22 protein-coding genes and 1 pseudogene are annotated in these 23,826 nt (G+C 53.9%); 13 read left to right on the top strand and 10 right to left on the bottom strand.

Annotation, left to right across the window (positions count from 1 at the left end; all coding sequences use genetic code 11):
• Positions 1–24 precede the first annotated feature (24 nt).
• The 6 genes from HBH25_RS12055 to HBH25_RS12030 all read left to right on the top strand — a co-directional run bounded on the left by HBH25_RS12055 (position 25) and on the right by HBH25_RS12030 (position 6,826).
• A complete protein-coding gene (locus tag HBH25_RS12055) occupies positions 25–678 on the top strand; it encodes an SDR family NAD(P)-dependent oxidoreductase (protein ID WP_168084158.1) in 654 nt (217 codons plus the stop codon).
• Positions 679–940: 262 nt separating this feature from the next.
• The gene (locus HBH25_RS12050; RefSeq protein ID WP_168084157.1) at positions 941–2,362 is read left to right on the top strand and encodes an AAA family ATPase; all 1,422 of its coding nucleotides are present in this window, start codon (positions 941–943) and stop codon (positions 2,360–2,362) included.
• Positions 2,359–2,997 carry a DarT ssDNA thymidine ADP-ribosyltransferase family protein gene (locus tag HBH25_RS12045; RefSeq protein WP_168084156.1) on the top strand — a complete coding sequence of 213 codons (639 nt, stop codon included), beginning with the start codon at positions 2,359–2,361 and terminating at the stop codon, positions 2,995–2,997. The genes HBH25_RS12050 and HBH25_RS12045 overlap by 4 nt, the downstream gene beginning before the upstream one ends.
• An 8-nt stretch (positions 2,998–3,005) precedes the next feature.
• The gene (locus HBH25_RS12040) at positions 3,006–4,784 is read left to right on the top strand and encodes an ADP-ribosylglycohydrolase family protein (protein ID WP_168084155.1); all 1,779 of its coding nucleotides are present in this window, start codon (positions 3,006–3,008) and stop codon (positions 4,782–4,784) included.
• A gap of 229 nt (positions 4,785–5,013) precedes the next feature.
• Positions 5,014–5,316, top strand: a complete 303-nt coding sequence (locus HBH25_RS12035) for a hypothetical protein (protein WP_168084154.1) — start codon at positions 5,014–5,016, stop codon at positions 5,314–5,316.
• 1 nt (position 5,317) lies between these two features.
• Entirely contained in the window at positions 5,318–6,826 is a 1,509-nt protein-coding gene (locus HBH25_RS12030; RefSeq protein ID WP_168084153.1) for a hypothetical protein, read from the top strand.
• Positions 6,827–7,380: 554 nt separating this feature from the next.
• Here HBH25_RS12030 and HBH25_RS12025 read toward each other — a convergent pair.
• On the bottom strand, positions 7,381–7,557 hold the full coding sequence (locus HBH25_RS12025; RefSeq protein ID WP_168084152.1) for a hypothetical protein: 177 nt from the start codon (positions 7,555–7,557) through the stop codon (positions 7,381–7,383).
• 55 nt (positions 7,558–7,612) lie between these two features.
• Here HBH25_RS12025 and HBH25_RS23330 point away from each other — a divergent pair, with 55 nt between their 5' ends.
• The 3 genes from HBH25_RS23330 to HBH25_RS12010 all read left to right on the top strand — a co-directional run bounded on the left by HBH25_RS23330 (position 7,613) and on the right by HBH25_RS12010 (position 9,469).
• On the top strand, positions 7,613–7,789 hold the full coding sequence (locus tag HBH25_RS23330; protein ID WP_229631919.1) for a hypothetical protein: 177 nt from the start codon (positions 7,613–7,615) through the stop codon (positions 7,787–7,789).
• Between the two features lie 512 nt (positions 7,790–8,301).
• Entirely contained in the window at positions 8,302–8,499 is a 198-nt protein-coding gene (locus tag HBH25_RS12015; protein WP_218585489.1) for a hypothetical protein, read from the top strand.
• Between the two features lie 76 nt (positions 8,500–8,575).
• Positions 8,576–9,469, top strand: coding sequence for a TIR domain-containing protein (locus tag HBH25_RS12010; RefSeq protein WP_168084151.1), 894 nt, complete (start codon positions 8,576–8,578; stop codon positions 9,467–9,469).
• 173 nt (positions 9,470–9,642) lie between these two features.
• Here the strand turns inward: HBH25_RS12010 and HBH25_RS12005 are convergent, their stop codons facing one another.
• Positions 9,643–9,951, bottom strand: a complete 309-nt coding sequence (locus tag HBH25_RS12005; RefSeq protein WP_229631917.1) for a hypothetical protein — start codon at positions 9,949–9,951, stop codon at positions 9,643–9,645.
• A gap of 322 nt (positions 9,952–10,273) precedes the next feature.
• Between HBH25_RS12005 and HBH25_RS12000 the strand changes: the two genes are divergently transcribed.
• The 4 genes and pseudogenes from HBH25_RS12000 to HBH25_RS23740 form a co-directional block, all read left to right on the top strand.
• Positions 10,274–11,905: a HamA C-terminal domain-containing protein gene (locus HBH25_RS12000; RefSeq protein ID WP_168084150.1), complete on the top strand. Its 1,632-nt coding sequence runs from the start codon at positions 10,274–10,276 to the stop codon at positions 11,903–11,905.
• A 101-nt stretch (positions 11,906–12,006) separates the two neighbouring features.
• Positions 12,007–14,148, top strand: coding sequence for a DEAD/DEAH box helicase (locus HBH25_RS11995; protein ID WP_168084149.1), 2,142 nt, complete (start codon positions 12,007–12,009; stop codon positions 14,146–14,148).
• Positions 14,149–14,430: 282 nt separating this feature from the next.
• On the top strand, positions 14,431–14,775 hold the full coding sequence (locus HBH25_RS11990) for a hypothetical protein (RefSeq protein WP_168084148.1): 345 nt from the start codon (positions 14,431–14,433) through the stop codon (positions 14,773–14,775).
• A 438-nt stretch (positions 14,776–15,213) separates the two neighbouring features.
• Positions 15,214–15,987, top strand: a pseudogene (locus tag HBH25_RS23740) (AbiJ-related protein); the annotation flags it as partial.
• 699 nt (positions 15,988–16,686) lie between these two features.
• Here HBH25_RS23740 and HBH25_RS11980 read toward each other — a convergent pair.
• The 8 genes from HBH25_RS11980 to HBH25_RS11945 all read right to left on the bottom strand — a co-directional run bounded on the left by HBH25_RS11980 (position 16,687) and on the right by HBH25_RS11945 (position 23,189).
• Complete coding sequence (locus HBH25_RS11980) at positions 16,687–17,673, bottom strand: hypothetical protein (protein WP_324616893.1); 987 nt, start codon at positions 17,671–17,673, stop codon at positions 16,687–16,689.
• A 230-nt stretch (positions 17,674–17,903) separates the two neighbouring features.
• Positions 17,904–18,620: a hypothetical protein gene (locus tag HBH25_RS23325; RefSeq protein ID WP_229631916.1), complete on the bottom strand. Its 717-nt coding sequence runs from the start codon at positions 18,618–18,620 to the stop codon at positions 17,904–17,906.
• Positions 18,621–18,848: 228 nt separating this feature from the next.
• Complete coding sequence (locus HBH25_RS23320; protein WP_229631915.1) at positions 18,849–19,154, bottom strand: hypothetical protein; 306 nt, start codon at positions 19,152–19,154, stop codon at positions 18,849–18,851.
• A 104-nt stretch (positions 19,155–19,258) separates the two neighbouring features.
• A complete protein-coding gene (locus HBH25_RS11965) occupies positions 19,259–20,380 on the bottom strand; it encodes a hypothetical protein (protein WP_246231494.1) in 1,122 nt (373 codons plus the stop codon).
• 85 nt (positions 20,381–20,465) lie between these two features.
• Positions 20,466–20,621: a hypothetical protein gene (locus HBH25_RS11960; RefSeq protein WP_168084145.1), complete on the bottom strand. Its 156-nt coding sequence runs from the start codon at positions 20,619–20,621 to the stop codon at positions 20,466–20,468.
• A 436-nt stretch (positions 20,622–21,057) separates the two neighbouring features.
• A complete protein-coding gene (locus HBH25_RS11955) occupies positions 21,058–21,411 on the bottom strand; it encodes a hypothetical protein (RefSeq protein ID WP_168084144.1) in 354 nt (117 codons plus the stop codon).
• A gap of 312 nt (positions 21,412–21,723) precedes the next feature.
• Positions 21,724–21,897, bottom strand: coding sequence for a hypothetical protein (locus HBH25_RS11950; protein WP_168084143.1), 174 nt, complete (start codon positions 21,895–21,897; stop codon positions 21,724–21,726).
• Between the two features lie 23 nt (positions 21,898–21,920).
• Positions 21,921–23,189 (bottom strand): GAF domain-containing protein, encoded by a 1,269-nt coding sequence (locus HBH25_RS11945; protein WP_168084142.1) that lies wholly within the window; start codon positions 23,187–23,189, stop codon positions 21,921–21,923.
• Between the last annotated feature and the right edge of the window lie 637 nt (positions 23,190–23,826).

The following is a 23,826-nucleotide window of genomic DNA, read 5'->3' as shown; positions in this document are numbered from 1 at the left end:
CCCTTACGGATAAAGGAGCAGTACATGAAGACGTTTCTTAGCATCGGCACTGGCCCTGGCATCGGCCTGGCAACCGCAGAACGGTTCGCCCGGGAAGGATTCAGGGTCATCTTGAGTTCACGCGATTTGAACAAGACCTTTGAGCTTGCCCAAGGCCTCGGAAAACAGGGATTCACAGTCGCCACCTACCAGGTAGATGCGAGCGACGCAGGCAGCATCAACCAGTTGATCAATAGCGTTAACGCCAAATACGGTGCGATTGATGTCGTTCACTACAACGCCGCGAACCTGCGACAAGCAGCACTGGCTGACCAGCCGACCGACACGTTCGCCAGCGACCTCGCTGTCAACATCGCAGGTGCGATGGTCACGGCCCAATCAGTAATGCCAGGCATGGCCGCACATGGAAGCGGATCCATCCTTCTCACCGGGGGAGGTTTCGGCGTCACTCCCAATCCTGATTACCTTTCGCTTAGTTTGGGTAAAGCCGGCATTCGGGCTCTCGCTTTGGGACTTTTCGAGTCCGCAAAGGATCAGGGCGTACACGTCGCAACAGTCACGGTTTGCGCATTCGTAAAGCCCGGCTCCATTGAGGCCCATGGTGTAGCGGATGCATTTTGGTCTTTGCATGCCCAAGACAAAGATGCATGGGGTGCTGAGCTCACCTACGCTCCTTGACCCCGACGAAACCGCGCGGGCGTTAGCGCTCGCGACCCACCTTTTTGATCAGGCTCGAGGCATGCTGACCTGAGTCTAGGGACAACGTGAACGAGAGGGCCGCCCCATCGTTCGTCGGCATGTACAGGTGGGCAATCTGAACATTAGCACAACATCCCATTTGAGAATGCTCCTATAGACTTTGGTCTTGATCGCTGCTGCACGTGCACAAGTGCTCGCGTAGCAGTGATAGCATTAGCATTCTATTGCCAAGGACTGCATTGTGAAGGCATTGATTAACGTCAAGCCAAGCCCAGAACAACTGGCACTTTTTTCCCGAAGCAGCGCTGGGGTTGAAGTGATTCGTGGAGCTGCAGGCAGCGGCAAAACCACCACTGCGTTGCTTAAGCTTCGTTCAGCGGCTGGTTTTTATCTGAACCGCGAGAAAAAGCGCAAGACACCGGGGTTAGTAAATATCCTGGTGCTGACGTTCAACCGAACATTGAGGGGGTACATCGCAGAGCTCACTGAACGACAATTCGTGAATGAGCCTTTGGTGAATCTTGATTTCTACACCTTCAATAAATGGGCCAAGCACCTGACTGGCGCCCAAACCATCATCGACATTGCCGAGACGGCCGGCCACCTGAAAAGTTTGGCAGGCCGCATGAAAATGGACGTCGATTTCGTGGTCGATGAGGCCGGCTACGTTCTTGGACGATTCGCACCAGAAAATCTTGACGACTACCTGACGGCTCGCCGGGATGGTCGTGGGATTACCCCTCGTATGGAGCGCCCGGCTCGGCAGCGACTGCTGGACGAAGTTATCCGCCCCTACAACGAAATGAAGAAGGCAAAAAACCTGCGGGATTGGAATGATCTGGCAGCGACGCTTTCGGATCAGACGCTGCGCCGATACGACGTGATCGTTGTGGACGAGACTCAAGATTTCTCGGCCAATGAGATTCGTGCCGTTCTCAATCAGAGATCTGAGGATGCGACTGTCACGTTCGTCCTGGACAGCGCTCAGCGCATCTATAGCCGTAACTTTACCTGGAGCGAAGTCGGCGTAACGTTGAGGCCCGAGAAGAGCAGCCGACTTCAAACCAACTACCGAAACACTCGGGAAATTGCACAGTTTGCGAGCGCGCTGCTGACCGGCTTGACGCTGGATGACAATGGCACCATGCCCAATTTCGACAACGCGAGATCTAACGGCGTCAAGCCCATGGTGGTGACGGGCGAGTACCCAGATCAGCTGAAATGGGCTGTCAACTATCTCAAAGGAATAGATCTGGAGAAGGAATCAGTTGCCTTTCTCCACCCAAGGATTTGGTTCCGGGATCTCAAGCCAATGCTTAGATCATTGAAGCTGGGCTACGTCGAGCTGACGGGAGAGCCTAATTGGCCTCAAGGCACAGAAAACATCGCATTGTGCAGTGTCCACTCCAGCAAAGGCCTGGAATTCGATCACGTGATCATGATCGGCTTGGACGGAAGCATTCTCGATATCCCGGCCCCCAAAGACGACGCAGATGACGAACAAGGCAACGATGAATATGAACTGTCCACACGGCTACGCAGATTAATAGCCATGGGTGTAGGTCGAGCGAGAGAGAGCGTCGTGGTCGGCTTCAAAACCTCGGACACTCCCGATATCATGCGGCTCATCGACAGTGACCTGTACACGGAAGTGAAGGTATGACCATCGACGAGTTTTCCAAGGAACGGCGTATCGAATCCATTGTTCACTTCACGACCAATCGTGGTGCGCTAGGGATATTTGCATCCAACGGACTTAAATCTCGCCAGCGCCTCGATGCTGACGAGCAGCTCAAGCACATTTTTCAACCTAATGCACAGAGCAGGAACAAGGATGCAGCCTGGCTGGACTACGCTAATCTCTCGATCAGCCGTATCAACACCAGCTTCTTTCATTTTTCAGGTAACTGGCACCGCGAGAAGGATTTTTTCTGGTGCATTTTTGATTTCTCACCTGAGATAATGCAGCACGACGGTGTCTGGTTTACGACGACCAACAACATCTACTCCGGGGTACGCCGGGCCCAGGGTATTGCTGGGTTGGAAGCCGCGTTCAATGAACGCACCACGCTATGGTCAAATAACGTAATCGCTCGCCCCGCTGATCACCCGTTGTACCTTCCCACTTGTCCTCAAGCAGAGATTCTGTACCCAGGCGAGGTCTCGACTGATCACCTGCAGCGGGTCTACGCGCGCTGTGATTCGGACAGCAATGAGATCGTCGCACAAATGTACGCAGTGAATCATCGAGTGGTGCCCGTGATCGTGAATCCCGACCTGTTTGATGAGATTAAGTGAGCCATTCAATGTCAGAAAATCGACTCAAACGCACGATCTCATCTGCTCTCTGGTCGGCCTATGGCGATGCGCTGGGCTTCCCCACAGAGCTTGCCTCAGACAGGACTGTGCAACAGCGATTAGGTCACTCCAGGGTCAGCCGCACCGAGAGTTGGAAACGTCTCGTCGGCGGGCGCTTCGGGGCGAAGGTTCAGCTTCCTGCTGGTGCTTACTCTGACGATACCCAGTTGCGCCTCTCCACCTGTCGAGCTATCACCGGACAAGGCTATTTCGACGTTGAAGCATTCGCAAAGATAGAGCTCCCGGTCTGGCAATCCTATGCCCTTGGAGCGGGCCGAGGCAGCAAGTCCGCTGCGAGCGCGCTGTGTAACCGAAGCCACAGCTGGTTTAGTAACTTCTTTGTAGGGTATGAAAACGGAGGAGGCAATGGCGCAGCCATGCGCGTGCAGCCCCACGTTTGGGCTGCGGCGAATCTGAAGAATAAAGATTCGTTCCTTCCTGATGTCGCTCGAAACGCCTTGTGCACCCATGGGCACATGCGAGGTGTGGCTGGAGCAATCGTTCATGCTTTGAGCCTTGCCCACACACTCGACACTGGAAAGACTCCAGGGCCTGAGGAATGGCTCGACTATGCAACTGATATCAGGAACATCGCGACGATCGTTGCGAACGATAACGAGCTCTCTACATTCTGGCAGCCCACCTGGGAAGAGAAGTCTGGTCGCAGCCTGAGTGCGTCGCTTGAGGACACTGCGAACGAATGGCAACAGTCCGTGCGCAATGCGCGTGAATTGATCGAGAAGAGCTATCACGCGGACGGAGCCATCGTTTACGCCCAACTGATTGCCTTGGAGAATGGGCTGAGCAAGGAGGAGCGCGGCTCAGGCCTCAAATGCGCTTTGTTTGCCAACGTGGCGGCTTTCATTGCTAAACGATATGGGTCTCAGGAGACTATCGAAACAGTCGCTAACCTACTCGACAGCGATACCGACACGATCGCAACGATGGCTGGAGCATTGATTGGTGCTGCGAATCCGGAAGCTCGATTCATCGGGCCGATCCAGGACAGTGACTACATTACCGAAGAAGCCAGTCGGATGTACGAGGTGAGCCAGAGAGGATCGGCCGCAACCTTCAACTACCCTGACACGCTTTATTGGCAAGCACCCCGTGCGGTCATCGATATGTTGTCCTGCGAAGGCAATCAAACCTTCATTGAAGGACTGGGCAACGCGGTTGCTACCGGTGAGCCTTATTCTGGAATGCAGAAAAATACAGCATGGCGCTGGTTTAGGCTCAGCTTTGGACAGTCAGTCCTTGTCCGGTATCGCGCCGCTGCCGCTTTGGGCACTGACGAACCGGGGCCTGTCGCACCCGTGAGAATGGATACCCCGGACATGTTTCAACAGACGCCGATCAGTGCGGCCTCATCAGCTCGAAAGGATTTGTCGGCCCAAGCGAACCCAGCCAAGCTCGATGAGATAAACCTTCGTTCTCACGACCGAGAGCCAAGTGTTGCGAGTACCCAATATTCAGAAATGTCAGAGCCTGCTGAACAACACCCTGATTCACTATCCGAATCGATTCCTATGGAGGAGCCGATAGTCTCAACCATAGATCTGGACGCGTTGACCAACGAGGCCATCAAAGGCTTTGACCCAGAGACCATTGGACGTCATTTGTTGTTTTTGGCTGAACAGCCCAATGCAATTTCGCTGTCCATTGCCTACACCTCCATTGTCATCAAAGCCCGTAGCGCCAGACTTAAGCACCGAAAAACGCATTAATCATCCGATGCGCTCTTCAACGACTGAGGAGCGCATCGGTGCGTCAGTGCTAATAACGCTTCATCCCTGCGCTTGGAAGGCCCATCCCCAAGGCGGCCGCCGTGAACACCTCGGGCCATTTTGCCCCGTCTTTTTCGCAACCTCACGACCTCGTAAGGTTAGATCCTGTGTCCTTGATGTTGTTGCCGGTACTGTTCTCCTCACGACAAAATCAATCGGAGTTTTTCTCATGAGTCAGAATGTAGTGCTAACACCTGGCCGCCAGATGTACCACTTCGCTCAACTGCGCGAGGAGGTTGGTGATCTAGGTTTGATCGGCTTGATGGCCGAGAGGCTGATGAACACAGCGCACCTCTCGGCTCCCATGGCCGTACGGGCCGCAGCAGATCAGTTTGAGATTCTGGGGCAGATACAGAATGGTGAACCTGTCTTCTCTGACATACGCACGGCAAAAGGGCTCGGACGCATGGCGGACAAGAGTGTCGTCCTGACTATCGAGTCCTCAAAAAAAATCGATTCTGCGGAGCAGTGATATGAATAGCCCAGAAAAGCAGACGGGCACTGACACCCGCTTTGAGCCGGGTATGCCCATCAGTGCCTTGGACGCAGAAGCCCGTTTCGGCGGTGACGAGTTCTACAAGCACCTCACCGCCGAATTCAATGTGACTGAAAAGGCTTACCAGCCTTTAAAGCAATGGCTGAAGGCGTATGACATAGATGCTCAGGGCATTTTGGGATCTGAGTGCCCGGAAGAGCCTGGACTCCCCCCGCGCGAAGAGCTTTTGCAGTTTGAACAGGCCAAGCTCACTGTTCTCGCGAGGCGAATGTCAAAACAAAGCAAAAAATGGCTTTCCTATGTGACGTTTTCAACACCATCAATGAGCACCGTCCTTGGCTCCAAAGCCCCCAGCAGCAAGCTTCATAAAAAAAATCGGGACGGGATGGTGCAGTATTACCTTGATGAGCTTAAGGCAGGAATTCCATGCTCAGCGTTGGATTCGGCCAAGCCTTTGCTTGATGAGTCCCTCAACTGCCAATTACCGGGCGGGCGCTTTGAGCAACGCTCGATACTGATGACGAAGGCCGTCGCAGATTTCCTGGCCGGCCGTCAGCGCGAACTCTTGGTGGAGAACAACCGGAAACACGGTTGGAGAGATCCCGTGAAGGGATTCGCGTTTTGGCCCGCGCATGTCCTACCTGACTTTGGCGCGACTGAAGCAGTAGAAGTCTCAAAGAAAGGTTTCGTCGGCATGCTTGACGCTGTCCCGCCCGAAGCGTCCAAGGATATGGCACGAGTCCGCTTGCTCAAGGACTACTTTCTGGATGCCGAAACCTCCCACTGGCGAGAAGCGTGCGAGCTCAACAAGTGCCTTCTTGTAGATTTACCAATTGAAATCTGCCGGTTAGACCTATACGCACCAACCAGTGAAATCCTGGCTAATGTAGCCCAGGCATTCAACGTAGAGGTATGCGACCTACCCGTAGATCTTCTTGGCCAGGCGCAATGCCTTGTCCGAATCTACGGGCTCAAGCACTGCCCTGATACCTACATGGCAAGCCCAGGTAGACAGACATATTCCGCAGGCCTACACGTGGCGCATCAAACGGCGATGGCCGCAGCCCTGCTGTTTAGCATGCAACGCGCTTCTCGCCAGCTGACGCTTACCCTTCCGGGCGAGACGCACTCAAAGGTCTCGGTGCATAAAGCGTTTGTGTCAGCGCTTGCAGCTTGCGAGGTAGACGTAAAAGACAGCCTGGATGCCAACAATCAGAAGCTGGCCTCTGTGTTGGAGACCATGGACACCAAAGTGCTGACATACCTCACCTCGCTATTTTCGGTCGCATCCATGGGTGATGATGGCCAAAGTCGCCACCTCAGGATGGAATACCTAGCAAGCCAGCTCAACGTCAAAATTAGTCGCACGGCTCTGTTGGCTGAGCTTCCGCAGTTACTCAAGCCATACAGTTGCCGTTTGGCTAATCAGCTGATGGGGGACTTCATGTCTGTCTTGAATGAAGTCACTTATAACCCCTTGGCGTGAAACGATCGGCCCCGGTGCTGCGTCTGGTCAGCCCCGGCAGCCCTCCACTCCCCCGCAAAGACATCCTGGAGGCCTCGATGATGATGGTCAGCGATGTTTGTCGAGGTAGGTGGAGGCGTATTCGGGCGGTAGCCCAATCAGTCAGAGGTCAGCGTGCACTCACGCCGGAGACCGGGCAGACAAGATGGGTATGTCGATAGGATCGAAAATGAGGCGCTCTACGTGGTAGACGTTTGAGCATTGTCCTCTTGCACCTACTGCTCTGTAGCCAAGGCTGCTTTGGGAGCTGTGTGGACTTTGCTGAGCACTGCACTCGCACTGTCGATCGCGTTGTTTTTCGCCCTGTCCCAAGAGGCTTGGTCGGCGAACGCCCAAACGAAAATAGCAACGATCACTGCCGTCCAGAAGTTTCCCACGACGCCAGCGACCCCAGAAGTGTGCCAGCGCCAGACACCCTTGCTCTAGTGCTCGCTGGGGAGTTCATTCAGCGTGATTTTGCTGATTTGGTCAGCGAGACGCCCTTGAACATTTTTGAGCTTGTCGTCGGCCGCAGCTTATAAAAAAATGTTGGCCAAGCTTTCCGCTTCAGCCTTGTATTTCTTGATCTCGTTTGCCTGGATCTTAAGCTGCGTGAACTCGGTCATGCTGCGGCCAGCTTTGATCGCCTGGCGCTTCTCCGACTTGTAGATCGAGTAGGCAATCATCCCAACAAAATCTTTTTCGTTTTTCATCAGCTTTTCATGCATCTGTTTGTACTTACTAGTCATCCTTGAAGATCCTGACGCCATGCTCAACGTTGTACTTCTCGCTGGCCTGAGCCATCATTTCGTTGATTTTTCTCGACGACAGCTTGCCGACAACAGACCTTGCCATATCGCTCAGATTACCTACCTGATCGCCTTCGAACGCGGAAAAGCGCCCGAGCAGTTTTCTGTACAGAAGAAGCCGGACTTTTCATTCTGAGGTGCCAACAGCACAACCCCCAGTGCATATTGGTCATCCTAGGTGCTGGGGCTCTTCTGTGTCGTTTTAAAATATTGCAGCGGAAGGACGCTAGCTTAGGTCGCTTACTGCGCTGTGGACTGCAAAACTATTTCGGCAAACTGAACGAGGTTCTCTATCCCGCCCCACCCCCTTGTCAAAAGATGTCCCGAAATTCCAAGTGCGCGCGGGCCATCCCTGTTGCAGCGGGGTGAGTCACCGATCATCAATATTGCTGGTGGCCCCGGCAGCACATACCGATAAGTCTGAACACCTATCCCCGCATGGATAGGAGGGCGAAGGCCTTGTAGGTTTTGAAAACGAACGACAAAGCTGAGCTCCACCGTGGCCTTGTATGAATGCTGCTTCAAATCAGCGGGAGCTTGGAGAGAGGTTGGCAATGAATTGGAGCCGGTTTCGATGCTACCCATTCTCTGCGCTACTATGAGTGTGCCACGATAACCATCCGGTAAGGCTCTCAAGGAATGGGTAAAATGATTAAAGGGTTGGACAAGCTTCAGCGAGATCTAAAAGAAGCTGAAAAGGCGCTAAATGAACTGAACGGCACGCTCGGGTCTGTTGCATACGACGCTCATGATCCACTGAGCATCGAGCAAGCCATCACGAAAATGCATCAAGAAATCGATGCCAGCGTGGGCTCCTATGCGTCGAATCCCATCGTCCGCCAATAGTCGACCAATTCAAGGAAACAGTGCGGCAACGTATCATCGATAAAGCGGTGGAGAAGCGCCTTGGTGGGGGTGATGAATGACCAGCGCCGACGTATTTGAGAGGATCAACAACGCCATCCTAGACCTTCAAAATTCCCAGCATCAGACCTACGAGCTACCCCTCAGGACACTCGCACGAGCATTGAGTGATCCGTCCTTGGCCCTTATCAATAGCCGACTAACCGCCGAAGTTGACTTGGACGAGCTCATTGCAGCCAGCGGAGAGGCACGCCGTGGTCAAGCGCCGCAATGGCCTTTGGATGATGAACAAAGGTTGGGGCTAGTTATCTTGCTCGCTCAACGGATGGGAGATGATCCGAACTTCGCTTTGAATTTCGGGCATGCGCACTTCAGCAATGGTAGCAACAAGATCATTGCAGGAGTCCATGGTTTCACGGGGCAGGTGCTAGCACCGTTCGCCCGAGACTATAAATTGTACGTCCAAGCTCAATCGAAGAGTCTACGCCCTGTACAAAGCTCTGCTCCCTCAAACAAAGTATTCATTGTCCATGGGCACGACGAAGCTGCACTACAGGGGTTGGCGAGATTCATCGAGCGGCTACACCTAAAGCCTATGGTGCTGCGGGAGATGCCTGATCAAGGCCAGACTATTATCGAAAAATTCGAAAATGAATCTGACGTTGCATTTGCAGTGGTGCTACTCACACCTGATGACGTCGGAGGAAAAGCTGAAAGCACCACGGCCACGAACGCTAGAGCTCGGCAAAACGTGATTTTTGAGCTGGGATACTTCACTGGCAAGCTGGGTCGAGGCAAAGTCATGCTCCTGAAGAAAGGTAATCCAGAGATCCCTTCAGATCTCTTCGGTGTGCTTTATACCGAAATGGATACCCATGAGGCATGGCAAATCAAATTGGTGAAGGAAATGAAAGCAGCGGGCCTCACACCCGACACCAGCTCAATTTTTTGAGGGCCGAGCCAAGGCAGCCCCACGCTGCCTTGATCCTCTAATCCTGGCTCAACGATGAAAACGAGCTGCTAAGCTGTACCTCGGTTCGCATTCAAATGAAACCAGCAAAAGACAGCAAACTTATTTAACTTGATGTTTTTTTTGAAATTAAAATGATTTCTAGCCTTACACACCTACACAAAACTAAGTAATTCCAGTGGAGTAAGGGTTCTCTTCCCACTGGTACCGTCCTCTTTAAGAACCTCCACTAGATCACCGTACATCTCCCCAAAGTAATCCCGAATCCGGTAGCCCGAAAGCACATCGAATCGGAAGAAACCCCGCGTTTTTCCTCGGGCGGTGAGCGTCAGTACGAACGGGGTATCCCGTGTCGAAAACAAACAATCAAAACTGGCCGCTCCCGACCTGACCAGAAATTGCTGCATGTCACTGCCGATCGAAAGCATGCTGCGGTGAAGCAGCCTCAGCGAGGTCATTTCCATCTGATGAACTCCTTGATCCAAGCCCCCGATGATGCAGGGGTTGGTCAGGATGAACAAGCAAAGTAGGGCCTTTGCGTCCAGCCGCACCCCACCAGTACTCACCTGCCCTGCCGCTCCGCCCTGGCCTATCCTGGCAAACCTTCACGGTGGTAAGGGGGATCAACCGAGTCGAAGGGAAATTCGACAGTTTGATCAATATTGCTGATAGTCGGCCAATTGCCATTAGTGGTAGCGTTGCGTTATTAGCAGGCTCCGCAGCTGGTACCGTGGTTGGCCAACCGGATGCCCATTCTTAGAAATTTTCTCGTGGTACAGGGACGTCATGGTGCGTATTACTAGCCCATCCAACAAAGGTGGGCCTGCTGCAAGACAGGGCTTCAAATATCAAGACCATGTAGCCGTCAGCTTCATTTTCAAGATGCTGCGCGACAGCAGCTACACCCAGGTGGAATGTGAGACCACCGACGATATCGTGGCCGTATTTCAGTGTGCTGGGGAGCTCGTCAACGAGTACATTCAGGTCAAGACGACTGAGGGTGACCACAAATGGAATATGGATGAGGTGACCAAGCTGGACGGCACCAAAGCCGACTCGTCCTTGCTCCATAAATCGCTGAATTGCGATGTTCGCCCTGGCCCTGCCCGCTTCCGAATTGTGACCCAGCGCGACGTCGCGAAGATTCTCGACGGCTTCAAAACGGAGCTGGATAAGCGGAATCTGCCTGACACCACCACGGCCCGAGGCAAGGCCCTGCTCAAGAAGTTCAAGACGTTCAGTTCCCCACAAAATCGGAATTTTGTCTACTGGGCAGAGAACTGCGTCTGGCAGGTCTACGGGGATGTGGAGGCACTGGAAGCGGTCAACATCAAGGCCCTCTCCAAGCTTGCTGAGGATTTCGGGAATCGTCCCAACAATACCCAGATGCAGGCCATTTACGATGAATTCTTGGAGATGGCTGACAAGGCTGCCACGGCCAACGTGAAGACGGCAGCATCGACGAAGATCATTCTGCGGGCCCCGGCCCTGGCCCACCTGAAGCAACTGCTAGAGGCCGCTGATGACCAGTCAACGGCTACAGCCAAACCCTACAAAAAGCGGCCAGATCCCTTCCTGGTCGAGTTTCACGCGAGCACCGATGAGGGCCTGATGCACTCATTTTCCGGTTTCGACGTGCGCTACGCGCTGAAGGCGTGGCGGCACGATGGTTTCGCTAAACACCTGGTCGAATGGCTCCCAGAATTCTCACTCAAGGCGAGCGAGATCGTGAACGTTCTCGCGCACAATGCCGAAGCCATGCTCGCTCGTTCCATCAATGCCTTCAGCGACAGCGAGCTGCCCCGCGACAGGCTGATCGCCGAGCTGATCCTCCACGCCATCCTGCGCAGCCGCCAAAACAGCGAGCCCGTGGCGTGCAAGGTCTTCTACAAGTCAGGTGGCAAGCTCTCCGAATTTGGCAATGCCCACATCGTCCAGATACCTGGCCAGGACGATCAGCTATGGCTAGGGCTCGCGCGCCTGATCGAAGCAGGCAACATGGATGCGACGTTGGCCCAGATCTGCGGCGTACTGGACGCCACCATCTCGGAGACGGTGCTGTCATCGGAGCGCGAAATCATCATCAACTTGCGCGAGCCCCTTCACCATCAACCGAAAGCTGACGCCTTCAACCAGGCACTGCACCGAAACTCGCCAGTCGATGACATGCTGAACGTCCTCTGCTTCCCGATCCTGTTGACCTACGACAGTCACGCACTCTCGTCAGGCTGGCTCGCTGACTACGTGAACCACCTCAGGAAAGAGATCGAGGCACACTTCAGCACCTTCACCACCCAGTTGCCAGAGAACATCAAGCAAGTGAAGGTCATGGTTTTCCTCGTGCCCATGGAAAGCATCGAGAAGCTGACCAATGCCTTCAATGCTCGCTGCAAAACACTGGAAGACTTGCAGGTATGACCTCGGGTGTGTCTTCGATTTGCTCAGCTGAAAACACTACAGGGTGAAGGTATTCCGAGCTGGCCAAGCCGGCTTCGGCGATCTCAAGGAACGATGCGGTAATGAACTACGAAACGATCAAGAACAGCCTGGCCAACCTCAGTGATGAGGGCGCTTCAACAGTCGATGTGCTGCTCGCCATCAACGCCATCGTCAACCGAAGTAACTCCGATTGGGAAGGACGCGACCTGGTGATCCGGGCGCTCGACAAATTCGCACTCTTCGACGCAGTCGAGCAATCGCTCCTGCTCAACATGGTGCGAGCTGTTGGGCTCTTTCCTTACATCACGCCACACCTAAGCAGCATGGCCCTTTCTGATCGCTTGGCTTACGAGGCTCACAGGGTTGAAGGTGTAGAGCCTGGCATGGTGTTTCATCACCTTCAGGCCCACGTTTTCAGCTTGATCATGCAGGGCCAAAACGTCGTTCTAAGCGCCTCCACCAGCGTCGGCAAGAGCCTGGTCATCGACGCGGTACTTGCCCAGCGCCGGTTCACCAAGGTGGTGGTGATCGTTCCCACCATTGCGTTGATCGACGAAACCCGACGCCGCTTGGTCAAGCGCTTCTGGGACTTCAACCTGATCACGCATCCCAGCCAGGAAGCTGTGCCCGACGCCACCAACGTCTACCTGCTGACTCAGGAGCGGGTCATCCAGCGCCCAGACCTGGATGATGTGGGGTTCTTCATCCTGGACGAATTTTACAAGATCGATTTGGCGAGTGATAAGGATGGGAGCACACGCGCCGTCGATCTGAGCTTGGCGTTCCACAAGCTCGCAAAGACCGGAGCACAGTTCTACATGCTCGGGCCACACATCCAGAAAATCTCTGGGTTGGACGGCTACGAGTACCATTTCATCCCGTCCGACTACAGCACCGTCGCGGTCGATATCCAGAGTTTCAATCTGGGCATGCGCTCAGAGCAGCGCACACAAAAGCTCCTGGAGCTAGTCAGGACGCTGGAGTCCCCTACCCTGATCTACTGTCAGGCGCCGGCAAGCGCAAACAGGGTTGCTGAATACCTGATCCAGGATGCCGGGTTGAGCCCGGTACCGGAAACCCAGGAAATCGCTGCGTGGATCTCGAAGCATTACCACCCAGAATGGAACGTTGCCAGGGCGATCGCCCTGGGCATCGGGATACACCATGGCGGAGTGCCTCGTGCGCTGCAGCAGTACATCGTCAAGCTGTTCAACGAGGGCATTATCAAGCGAATCATCTGCACATCCACGATGATCGAGGGCGTCAATACGTCGGCTGAGAACGTCATTATTTATGACCGCCGCCTCAAAACGTCGACGTTTGACTACTTCACCTACAAGAACATCTCCGGGCGTGCTGGCCGCATGAACAAATACTTCATCGGCAAGGTGTTCATGCTCGAAGCCCCGCCCGCTGAGCAGGGATTGACCGTCCAGTACCCCATCGGCCATCAGGATGAGACCTCACCTATCGGCCTGTTGATGCAACTTGAAAACGAATACCTCACGGACATCTCGCGAAGCCGGCTCCAGGAAGCGTATGCCAACGAGGTGCTGTCACCCGCCACCTTGATCGAAAACCGCCACATTCCTATCGAGCGGCAGGTCAAGGTCGCGAAAACGATCATTGGTGACCTTCCAGACGACCACGAATTGTTGAGCTGGAAAGGTATGCCTGAGCCTGACCAACTGAACTACCTCTGTGACCTCGTCTACAGCCTGGAAGGTGAGAACCTGATGGAGTATCACATCGCGTCCAGCTCCCAGTTGGCCTGGCACATCAACGAGCTCCGAAATCAGAAAAACCTGCCGGCCTACCTGAGCGAAGCGGTAGAAAATCGGTGGGAGAATGTCTCAGCGAGCGAAGCGATTAATCTGCGCCTGAAGTTCGTCAGGAACATGGTGTGCTTCAGGTTGCCTCGGGACATCATGGCCATCCACAAGATCCAGGTCGACGTGCTGGAGCGAGAGGGGTACGAGCCTGGAGACTTCAGCTTCTTCGCTGAGCAGCTGGAAAACATGTTCCTTGACCCCCTGCTCACCGCATTGGACGAATACGGAATTCCTACCCAGATCTCGACCAAGATCAAGCACCTGATCTTGCCATCAGATCGCCTGAACGATTTGCTGGCAAAGCTGCGGTTGCTTGCCCCTCGGGTGGAGCGCCTCCAGCTCACTAGCTTTGAAAAAGATGTGATGCAATGGGCGGTCGCTGAGATGTGATGGTGGACGTGGACGGGGGATAACGATGCTGGGAGGCTTATCGAGATTCAGGCCTTCCAATAATTGACGAGTTTGTCAGACACCGGAGGCCAAGTCATTTGAGACGTAAAATTTTCTACCAAACTCAAACTTTCAGCAGAAGTCAGATGCTGGAATTTGATCTAAAATAATTACGAAAAGCAGTTTAAAACCAAATCCAAGACTTGACCAGCCGAAAAATCAAGAAATAAATACAACAACCTCATCTACCCTACCCGCAATAAAATATACTTTGAGGAAATCATGGGAATAACCTACTCTGCAGAAAAGAAACAAGAATGGGAAAATTTCAAGACAAAAGGCGGCATGATAAAATTTGAGATAGACTCAACTGACATTTCGAGCACTAAAGAATTCGAGACTTTTCCTAGCATTCAGCCAAATCTTAAGACCGGATTCGAGATACCGCCTACGACTTTAATTCATTCCCCAGAGCTACAGGCTCTAATTCAAACCGGAGGATCAGAATGGGACTACATTTTGTGCAGAATTTACCTAGCAGGTGGTAAGGTAACTTACAGAAAGCTAGACGGTGAAAAATATGAGGCCCTTTGCACCGTCGATATTGCACCGCACAGCGAAGGATAGATTTTTATTGCACTAACGGAGCAGGAATCAGGTACGTGGTTTCTCGCGTCTAGCTTTGGGGCTTATAGTCGCATCCAGAAGCTTAATCCTGACTTACTGTTAAATGTAGTACAGCAGCAACTCACCTTATGCTGCCCTTCAACAAGGGCAGCTATGGGTCGAATCATGCCGGTCATGGAAAAAGTCGTGTACAGGTCAAATCAGACGCCAACATGCCTACGCCCGAAAATAAAGGGTATTCGAGTCCGGCCTGTACCGCAGTAACTAGGCCATGGTCAGAGGAGTTCCGGCATTTTTATCACTCCGTGGAATCTAGATGTCGGGCGGGTCACTCAGATTCCGGCAGTTTCGGATGCGCCCCCACGCAGACGGTGACAGGCTTATTGATCGTCGTGGTGATAACATCCTGGCAACGCAACTCGCGCTGAACGACGACATATGCCCCGCACCCAACAGAACCTCGACAGCCTTCGAGACGCGCTCGGCAAGATCCTGGGAAACCAGAAGGACAACGTCACTGATGCTCGTATACCGGAGCTGCTAAACGATCTAGGGCTGGACGATTGCACCGAGTACAGCAGCAAGCGCGAGCACCTCAGAAAAGCGGTAGAAGCGGCCTCAGACGCCAATAGGCTTGTCGCAGCAGGTCGCGCCCTTCAAATCCTGAAGCTGCCACTGTACGAGCGAGACCAGCTTCAGGAATTAGTTTGGGACGACGGCTCCACCCCCAATGTGCCAGGGCGCTTTCGCAGAGAGCTGGCTGAGAAGCTCGCCCCTGTCGACTTGTTTTTGGACTTCTCCGGCTTTGAAGGAGTGCTTCACGAGTTCTGGTGGGTGGACACGGTATCGATCTCTGAGGGATTGATATCACCAACCCTCTGGGATGAAATCTGTCGCCAGTACATCAACAACAACGACTGGGATGTGGTAACGGTCTTCGACAAGCTGGGCCCGTTCCGATGCTCGCCAGCACGATTCGGTCGATTTATTGAGGCGCTGGCCTCCTCGCGGGTTCGTCCAAATGAGCCAGCTCAGCGGCTGTTCATAGACACCGTGAACTCAGCCCTTACTAAGTCCGGTATCCACTTGGTGCCTGGACTCGGGGAAGATGCCTACCTCACCGCATCACTGGCCTACATCGGCTCAGGTAAGCAGTCATCACCGAAAAACCTGATTTTCGCCTCGAAGACGAAACCCGACCTGCGCCTGGGCAACGCTCTGGATAACGATATCGAAGTGGTGACGGGCGCTGATGACGTCCTGATCTACGACCGTCCGATTGCGCCCTCCGGGCTGCTCTGGAGAGATTTGCAGGATTGGTTCGCGCAGACCCATGCCATTCCGATGGAGCAGGCTAAAAAGAGGCTATATCAGCGTTTGAAGGATTGCCTGCCGGCCTCATCACCGCCTCAGCAACTGGCGTTTGCGAGTTTTTATAAGGCGTTCAACACGGCGGTGCCTGACCTTCCCGCACTGATTCCCGAAGTATGGTTTCACTGGGATCCTCAGACCGTCGCCGCGCGCGGGAAGGATGCCTTGCTTAGATCTCGAATGGACTTTCTGATGCTCTTACCTGGCGGGGTGCGCATCGTCATTGAGATCGACGGCAAACATCACTACTCCGACAGTGACAGCAATCCCAGTCCACAACGCTACGCCGAAATGATGACCGCCGACCGCTCACTCAGGTTGGTCGGCTATGAAGTTTATCGCTTCGGTGCCCATGAGTTGCTTCAGGACAATGCAGAGGCCGTGCTCGTCAGTTTCTACCGGGCGCTTTTCGAGCGTTATTCATTGATTTCCAAGTCTTGAGTCTTCACCAGCACGCGCTATCAACACTGGCCATACAGGCATTGGGAAGCGTGCCCCCCGATGGGTAGCGGGCTGCCATCGCCCTTCAGCCCTATCCCACTACTCCCTCATGACCTTAGCCACATGATGAGCATGGTAGGAACAAAGCCCGCCGTTCCCCACATCCTCCTGCCCTAGGCCCTCGTTGCAGATGAAACAAGCGGTGTGGGCGAGGCTCGATCCGCACCACAAGCAAGCCTGCTCACTAACCACAAACGTTGAATGATCACACTGGTCGCAGCTTTCCACCTCTGGCTCCTCACCGCTGGAGTAATCCCCGAAGTGGGCATCGTTCAGCGTCTCGATGAGCAGCGGGGCAATCAGGCCACGGTCGTTACAAGCGTGACAAACGTACTCGAACTGTTCCTCATCCCGGTCGACCTTCAAGTGAGTCGACACGGACTCCGTGGCCGGGGCGAGGAGGGTCGATCCACATTCCTCACACCGGCAATCATTGAGCCAGATCACCATGCCTTCCGGTACACCCATACCCTGCCAGGCTGCGGTGCACTCGACCTTGATACCCTTAACGAAGTCGTGGTGAGCAAGCATGATCTGCCAGGCTTCCCCCAACAGCTCGACCGGTGACTCCGACATGTTCGCGTTGATGAAATCTCTTAGCACCGGAAACAGCCCAGCAACGAGCTCCGCCACTTCCCCAAGTGTGTTAGTTGGGTGCAGATGCTCAAGATCATTCCGGCAAACCTTGAGTTTGTCGAACTGTTCCCAGTCCAAGGTGATGCCGAATGCGTCGAATCGCTTTCGGATCAACGCAACGTCGATCGTGTTGCGTTTGAATTTCCCTATCGGCAACCACACGACACCGCCCTGTCCGTCACTGTGAGGCAGCACCTCATCGGGGAGGAATAATAGCTTGGCAGCGTCGGTAGGCTCTTTGACGCAACTGGCAAGCCTGTACTTGAACAGGAGCAGCACGCCTGCGACAAGATTGCGGACAGCCGACAGGGCTCGGGCGGGATCGCCCCCGCTGTCGACCAACTGCTGGCATCGCTGAAAGTCTTCAAGCCCCAAACGAATGGAGGTCACAGCATTATGGAGTAGCCTCTCAGCATCCAACGTGGGGATTACCTGGGAAGCACGAGGCCTCTGGCCTTTTCGGTCTCGCGGCAGTGTCATCAAGGCGGCTCCGGCAGATTGGTTTCTGACCTGCAGACGTTTATCGCAACGTCCCTAGAATAACCGCAAACAACGTTAGGCGATGACCACGCAACCACTAAGCCCCAACACCCGACACGAGGCAGAGCAGATCGAACGCATTACAGCTCTTCAAAACGTTTCAAAACCCACCACCCGAGATCAGTCACGCTATAGGCGGGAGGTAGGTGCTCGGGCATGGCCTGTGGATTGTCAGATTTAGCGTTTTCGTATGCCTCGACGGGATCTACACCCACACTGTCTTCGGCCAAACCCAGTGACTTCAAATCAGCTACGCAGGCCTTGAGTAGCATCGGATCGACATTTGGAATTGAGGAGGTCAGTGCCAAACAGTTTTTGTAGGCGGCCTGCTCCACAGTGAAGGTGAAGTCTTTGTCAGGCCCACCCTGCCCCCATGCTTTGGCCGCTTTGAGAATATGAACATGGCAATCATCCAACGCCGCCGTGATTTTCAATGTCTGCGCAACCTCGTCCCACCTTGCCTCGTTATTCCAGGTTGGGGCGAGGATGGCCGAGAATCGCTTCGCCTTGTCGATACTGTCCGACTCCAGGATCGAGCGCATTGCCATATTCATCCCTGGGAGGAACGCGTCGGACACAGGCTCAGAGCGCTGCTGATCAACCCGACGACTGAGATTATTGAGCAAGGTATAAATCTGCTTAAGAGCGTGATCATTGGCTCTTTTGGACAGCATTCTGTCTATGCTGCCCAGCCCTGCGGCATTCATCGCAACCACGACGAATGGGAACAGGACGTTGTTTTCGTAAACGCTACAAATTTTTTCCATGATGGTTGGCGGTGCGATCTGCTTGTTCACTGTCAACTCCGTTACCCTGCCTAGGATGAATCTGAGAAGTCCATCCTACGCCTAGATCTTGGCGAAACGATATCCGGCGCTCGTGTCGCCCGAAACATGGCGCTACCCTCCGATGCCTACGTGACCGGGTTGGCGAGCGTGTGATCCGGTCGCAAGGTGGGGTCACAGCTCATCAGCATCATGCATACCAAGATCGGACAAAACGGATCATCAGCGCAGCGGCCCTCGCTACATTTGATGATCATACCGGGCCATCTTCAGCATGGAGCAGACGAAGTCCAGCTTCTCTTCGGTCGGCTCATCATCCCGCAGCCAGCGTATCTTGATGCCCAGGTACTGCGCCCATTCGATACCCTTCTTGAGGCTGCGCCGGTCATCATTTTCTGCCGCGAGCTCGACGTATTGATTTACGAGTTTGTATTGGTTCTTGCCTGCCCGATATTTGGCATTTTCAAATGCTTCCTGGAAATGAGGCATCGCCGCCTCGAACTGGTCTTTACGGTAGTGGTAGACCCCGCGTAACCAAGGCACCATCCAGCACAATTGCTCATCTAGGCCGTACGCCGCTACCTGGGCAGCATAATCGTCGATCTGCTCCAGCTGGGTGGCCGCACTGCTCTTGAGCTCAAAGCCTTTGTTCAGAAGCTCTGCAAACCCCTCTGGCGGGAGAAAAACTGATTGCCGCTGAACCAGATCCAGGTGGGTGCAGACTGCGAAAAGCCCATACCTGCTTTGAGTGCATCGAGCACATCATCGCGTATCGGCCCTCCCCCACGAGCACTTTTGAGCTGCCACACCTTGTCGGCGACAGCGGTCAACTTGCTGTTAAAGAAGGCCCAGTAATCTCTACAGGCAGTGAGCCATACCAATGTGGCCGACTCCGGGGACTTCTGCAGCTCCATTACGGGTGCAAGCTCAGCTTTGAACTCGTCGACGTCATCGGCAATCCAGACGGAGTATTCGCGAAATTGCTGGCACGCGTCGGCGAGGTATTGGGGGTCGTAGGCCTTCGTGATTTCCCGAGCGAGGTAGCTCGATACCCTGGCAATCAACAGGGCGACGAAGATGCTGACCTGAAGCTCTTTGGATACCTCTCGCCCGGTTTGAGCCAAGGCGGTGAATGACTCTTCAAAATTTCTGAACAGTGCTGGAAGCGCCGGGAGCCGTACACCTCGCGTCCACTTGATCGCATTGTCGAGGTTCTGTTGAAGCGTGTTGCTGTCGCTTTGGGCATTCTTGCCTGGGTAGTGGAACTGCGTCTGTGAGAGACCACAGCGCGCGTAGGCCCAGCGCATGACCTTTTCCACAGGCAGTATCTGACTGGCATCTGCAGCCACTGTCGGCAGATACCAGAATGTGTCATCTGGCGTTTCAAGGTTCAGGTCTGCGAGCCTGTGCCAGAGAAGACTTCGATTCAGCGATACGACTAGCACAGGTATTGCCGTTGTCGAAATAAAGTACTGAACTGTTTGCGCTTTGCTCAGGTAGGTGCCTTCCTCGCTGACCAACCCATTGTATGCGTCCAGCAGATCGCTGAGTGGATCGCCTATCGCGCTCATGATCTGGATGCTGGGTATGTACGCTGCCAGGATGTTGCTGAGGCCCTGAATCACTTGGCCCAGGTTTGAGAGCAGCCCACCCTCCTCTTTGGCTAGCCGTCCCAGCTGCTTTTGGATAGCCTTCTTCTGTGTCTCGTCAATATCATCACGGCTGGCTTCCTTACGCGGCAGGACGCCAAAGGCATCGTAGGCCAGCTTCACCAACTCGCCTTGGGTGGCGAAGCAAGTATCTCGATTCATCTGAAATCCTTGATACCCCGGCCAATGATGACCGGGGTGCGCATTCCTAGCGTTGGTTGGGGTTGAGCTGCTTGCCGCGATTGCCATGAACGTGAGCATTCGTCTGGTTGGTACCTGACGTGCCACGATTATTGTTCAACGCATTTGACCTGTCGTTCTGCTGCTGACGCTGCGGGCTGTTGGGACTGCTTGGTTTGGCCATGACTGCTTCCTGTTGGGTGGTAAGAAGGTCGCATGCTAGCCGCCCTGGATAATGCGGTATCTAGGCTTTTTGGAGACGAAATTTAGCTGCGGGGATCATGAGCCTGACCCAGTACATGCGCGTGATCCGCACACGAGCTCCAGGGCTGTACCGACTGGGCTACCAAGATAGGGGGCCAGTGAAATCGAAAACTGTCGGCGCATCAACGGGTTACTGGCTGACTTGGACAAGATGGCCTGCCCATGCGCTCGCGTGCCTAATGCGAACGGTAGCCACAGGCCGGGCGCAGAATTAGTTGAAATTATTGGTCAGCAATAATTTCAAGCAACGCCTCGTGCTAGAGGCCTCCCCAGTACGTAACTGACCATTTGCGGGAGGGAGCAAGGTGTATTCGCTCGACGCTTCTAACCTTGCAACGCAGACAGGGTCTCAGGCGTCAAACCTGCTCCACCGAATGAATCTCGATATACTTGTAACCCTTTTTCTGAGCCGCTGCCTTGGCTTCCTGCTGGGCGACCAGTGTGCTGAGATTGCCCGAGTCATGGATGAACACATCCACATCACCCTCATAAATTTTTGTGACGTGACGCGTGACTCGAATCTTGGGGTATAGGGATCCGCGCTTAGACGGAACTGCCGGGGCTTTTGCTTTAGATCGTGATGGGCTTGCAGGTGGTTCGAAATGGACTGGAGCGACAGAAGTTTCCGATAATTCCGGTACGGCTGGTTTGGAGACTGGCGTACCGAATAGCGCAGCGCGCATCTGCTCTTCTGTCAGATAGCTACTCATACCACACCTCAGGAATAATTTATTACCATCTGATTAATCAAGAAACCAAACCCTTGCAAGACGGCATCTTTCTTATGAGTGAAAGTTGAAAACTAGAGCGCGCTTATTTCGCTATTCACATATTGCAAAACAACTCTAGCAACACAACTTCAATAGAGTGCACTTCGAAAAAACTGATTATAGCAGGATAGCAATAAAAACAGATGAGTCCGGGCCGCACGCGCTAGACACTACCCAGCGCCAGGCTTGGGCTTGGGCTTGGGCTTGGGCTTGGTGCGCGTGAACGGCTATGCGCACCAAGCAGAACGAAAATCAGGCGCTGACGGCCTCAGAGCGCACGACCATACGAACGGAAGGGAAATCAATCGCTTTACCCTTCAGGATCGCATCCGCACGTTTAACCATCTCCGCCTCGACCACAGCACCTGATTTACGGTGCGCTTCGAGCTGACGGAGGTGAGCTTTAGCAAGCTTCAGTGCGTTCATGTCGCTTCTCCAGGCAGGAGGGTTTATTCCAATTCTGCTGCCAATACTAGCATTTTGGAGAGTTGATAGCAAATTGGGCGCATGAGAGATACGAACTGTCGAGCACGCTCCTTGCTTTTGAATATATCATCTTTATTTCGATAGATGTTCAACATAGCAATGATGTCGTCTTCAAGCTCAATTGGCATCGAGAGTATAGATTGTGCTTCACGGCGACTTTCATAATAACTGCGAATCCCTCTTGCGTATTCCTCGTGAAAGCGAGGGTCAGCGGAAGAACGCCCCTCCAGCCACTTTTTCATTTCTTTAGTGGTGTTGCCGACATAGGCTGCCGACTTGTTAACCAGTCCCTCGGGGGCTCCGAAAAGGTTAGGCTGGCAATCCGCTGCCTTGGTCGAGAATGGCAGGCACAACGGTCTAACCCGATCATCGGGCTCACTTTCATCCGCGTTAGAGCTTGCCGTGAAATCCGAATTATCAATCAGCAGCAACCCGGTCGCGTAGTCAATGCGCGACGCTAGGTTATCCCGGTAGAGGAAAAACGGGCTGTCCATGATCAGGGTAGCAAAAGGGCCATCTGGATCTTTTAGGCTCTCCATGGCATCTGGGTGGATGACGACCATGATGTTCGCGCGGTAAACCATGCTTTCGTTGCCAGGCGCCTCACCGTCCCAGAGTTTGGCTAACCCCAAGACGCCTTTGAGAACCGATCGAATAGACTTTGCCAACTCGGCCTGCGTCAGCTCGCCGTTGCGAAAGCGAATTTTGGTATGGCGTCGCACTTCACCCACGCGTTTGATCGCTGTCCCGTACTCGTCGAGGAAGCTCTGGGGCGGAAGCGTCGAAAGCTCGTCCTTTAGATCCTGGGCTTGAATGGCTACCGCATCCCCAAGCGCCTTCTCCCTCAGAAAGACCACGGCAATGGCCAGCAACAGCAGCACAACGGTAAGCGCCAGCTGCCAGTACTCGGGCAGGGGAAACTCTCCGAAGACGGCGGTGATCACTTTACCGCCTTGCAAGACGATTGCTCCGCTGTAGATGGAGACACAGGACGCAGCGAAGACGCCGATAAATGCGACGAGAGTGGCACCCACCGCCCCTGCAAAAAGACTCTTCTTACGAACAGGCTTGTCTGGTACCTGATCAAGGATTGAGTACCCTGGTATTGGGGCAAGCTTCGGCTTTCGGCGTTCGATACGGAAACTGATTACCGACTGATAGCCCGTCTTGAGCCATAGGGCAAATCGGGTATGGAGCTTGGCCTTAGCCTCTCCCTGAGTAGGCGCGTTCATCAATACATCCTGCTGATGGGCTGGGTCATGGCCATGTCGAAGGCAGGCACGACCTGCTGTATGGCGAGCTCATTTTGCCATCAAATGACAGGTTGTGTGGATTGGGGCGGCAGGACTGGTGCTTGGATTTCTCAGCCGGGGTCAGCCAGAACCTTTTACCTGTGCCCTTCTTCGATTTTTATATGCCAATGAGCCGCCACCACTCGCACGATACCCTGCGTACGCTTCAGTTTATGCAGGACGCATCCAAGTGACCGCCAAGGAGTTGTCGTGTACCTCACGATCATGAAGCCACAAGTGATTCAGCTAATCGCCGTACTAGCCCGTGGCCTATGGATCGTTGAAGGCCCCGATGGCCCAGTGCTGGTGGTGAAAGTAGGCAAAGAGTAGATCCTGGCCGCTCAGCAAAGGCGAGAATTGAAGCTCTACCTAGCGCCCTACAACTCGGGTGAAACACGGGGCTTCACGCTCCTCACAGCCTGCTTCAGAAGGTCTTACTGTAGGTAATGCGTAAGCGGCCAGCAAACACACCTTCAAAAATCCAGAATTAAGGGCAATGGTGTCCGCCTATTTAAGCGGACGCGATCACCCTTATCGCTAGGATTTCCATGCGCCAACGAAGCTCTTACCCCAAACC

Source organism: Pseudomonas quercus (assembly GCF_012033695.1).
Lineage (GTDB): Bacteria > Pseudomonadota > Gammaproteobacteria > Pseudomonadales > Pseudomonadaceae > Aquipseudomonas > Aquipseudomonas quercus.
The sequence above is the reverse complement of the archived record's forward strand: the minus strand, read 5'-3'. Positions and strand labels throughout refer to the sequence as shown.

What these genes read in the sequence shown, in the direction of transcription:
- HBH25_RS11955 (WP_168084144.1), bottom strand. Translation starts at nt 21,411, where the DNA reads ATGAGTAGCTATCTGACAGAAGAGCAGATGCGCGCTGCGCTATTCGGT.
- HBH25_RS12040 (WP_168084155.1), top strand. Translation starts at nt 3,006, where the DNA reads ATGTCAGAAAATCGACTCAAACGCACGATCTCATCTGCTCTCTGGTCG.
- HBH25_RS12035 (WP_168084154.1), top strand. Translation starts at nt 5,014, where the DNA reads ATGAGTCAGAATGTAGTGCTAACACCTGGCCGCCAGATGTACCACTTC.
- HBH25_RS11960 (WP_168084145.1), bottom strand. Translation starts at nt 20,621, where the DNA reads ATGGCCAAACCAAGCAGTCCCAACAGCCCGCAGCGTCAGCAGCAGAAC.
- HBH25_RS12025 (WP_168084152.1), bottom strand. Translation starts at nt 7,557, where the DNA reads ATGAAAAACGAAAAAGATTTTGTTGGGATGATTGCCTACTCGATCTAC.
- HBH25_RS12030 (WP_168084153.1), top strand. Translation starts at nt 5,318, where the DNA reads ATGAATAGCCCAGAAAAGCAGACGGGCACTGACACCCGCTTTGAGCCG.
- HBH25_RS23330 (WP_229631919.1), top strand. Translation starts at nt 7,613, where the DNA reads ATGCTCAACGTTGTACTTCTCGCTGGCCTGAGCCATCATTTCGTTGAT.
- HBH25_RS11995 (WP_168084149.1), top strand. Translation starts at nt 12,007, where the DNA reads ATGAACTACGAAACGATCAAGAACAGCCTGGCCAACCTCAGTGATGAG.
- HBH25_RS11950 (WP_168084143.1), bottom strand. Translation starts at nt 21,897, where the DNA reads ATGAACGCACTGAAGCTTGCTAAAGCTCACCTCCGTCAGCTCGAAGCG.
- HBH25_RS12010 (WP_168084151.1), top strand. Translation starts at nt 8,576, where the DNA reads ATGACCAGCGCCGACGTATTTGAGAGGATCAACAACGCCATCCTAGAC.
- HBH25_RS11990 (WP_168084148.1), top strand. Translation starts at nt 14,431, where the DNA reads ATGGGAATAACCTACTCTGCAGAAAAGAAACAAGAATGGGAAAATTTC.
- HBH25_RS11945 (WP_168084142.1), bottom strand. Translation starts at nt 23,189, where the DNA reads ATGAACGCGCCTACTCAGGGAGAGGCTAAGGCCAAGCTCCATACCCGA.
- HBH25_RS12005 (WP_229631917.1), bottom strand. Translation starts at nt 9,951, where the DNA reads ATGGAAATGACCTCGCTGAGGCTGCTTCACCGCAGCATGCTTTCGATC.
- HBH25_RS23320 (WP_229631915.1), bottom strand. Translation starts at nt 19,154, where the DNA reads ATGGTGCCTTGGTTACGCGGGGTCTACCACTACCGTAAAGACCAGTTC.
- HBH25_RS12015 (WP_218585489.1), top strand. Translation starts at nt 8,302, where the DNA reads ATGATTAAAGGGTTGGACAAGCTTCAGCGAGATCTAAAAGAAGCTGAA.
- HBH25_RS12000 (WP_168084150.1), top strand. Translation starts at nt 10,274, where the DNA reads ATGGTGCGTATTACTAGCCCATCCAACAAAGGTGGGCCTGCTGCAAGA.
- HBH25_RS12055 (WP_168084158.1), top strand. Translation starts at nt 25, where the DNA reads ATGAAGACGTTTCTTAGCATCGGCACTGGCCCTGGCATCGGCCTGGCA.
- HBH25_RS12045 (WP_168084156.1), top strand. Translation starts at nt 2,359, where the DNA reads ATGACCATCGACGAGTTTTCCAAGGAACGGCGTATCGAATCCATTGTT.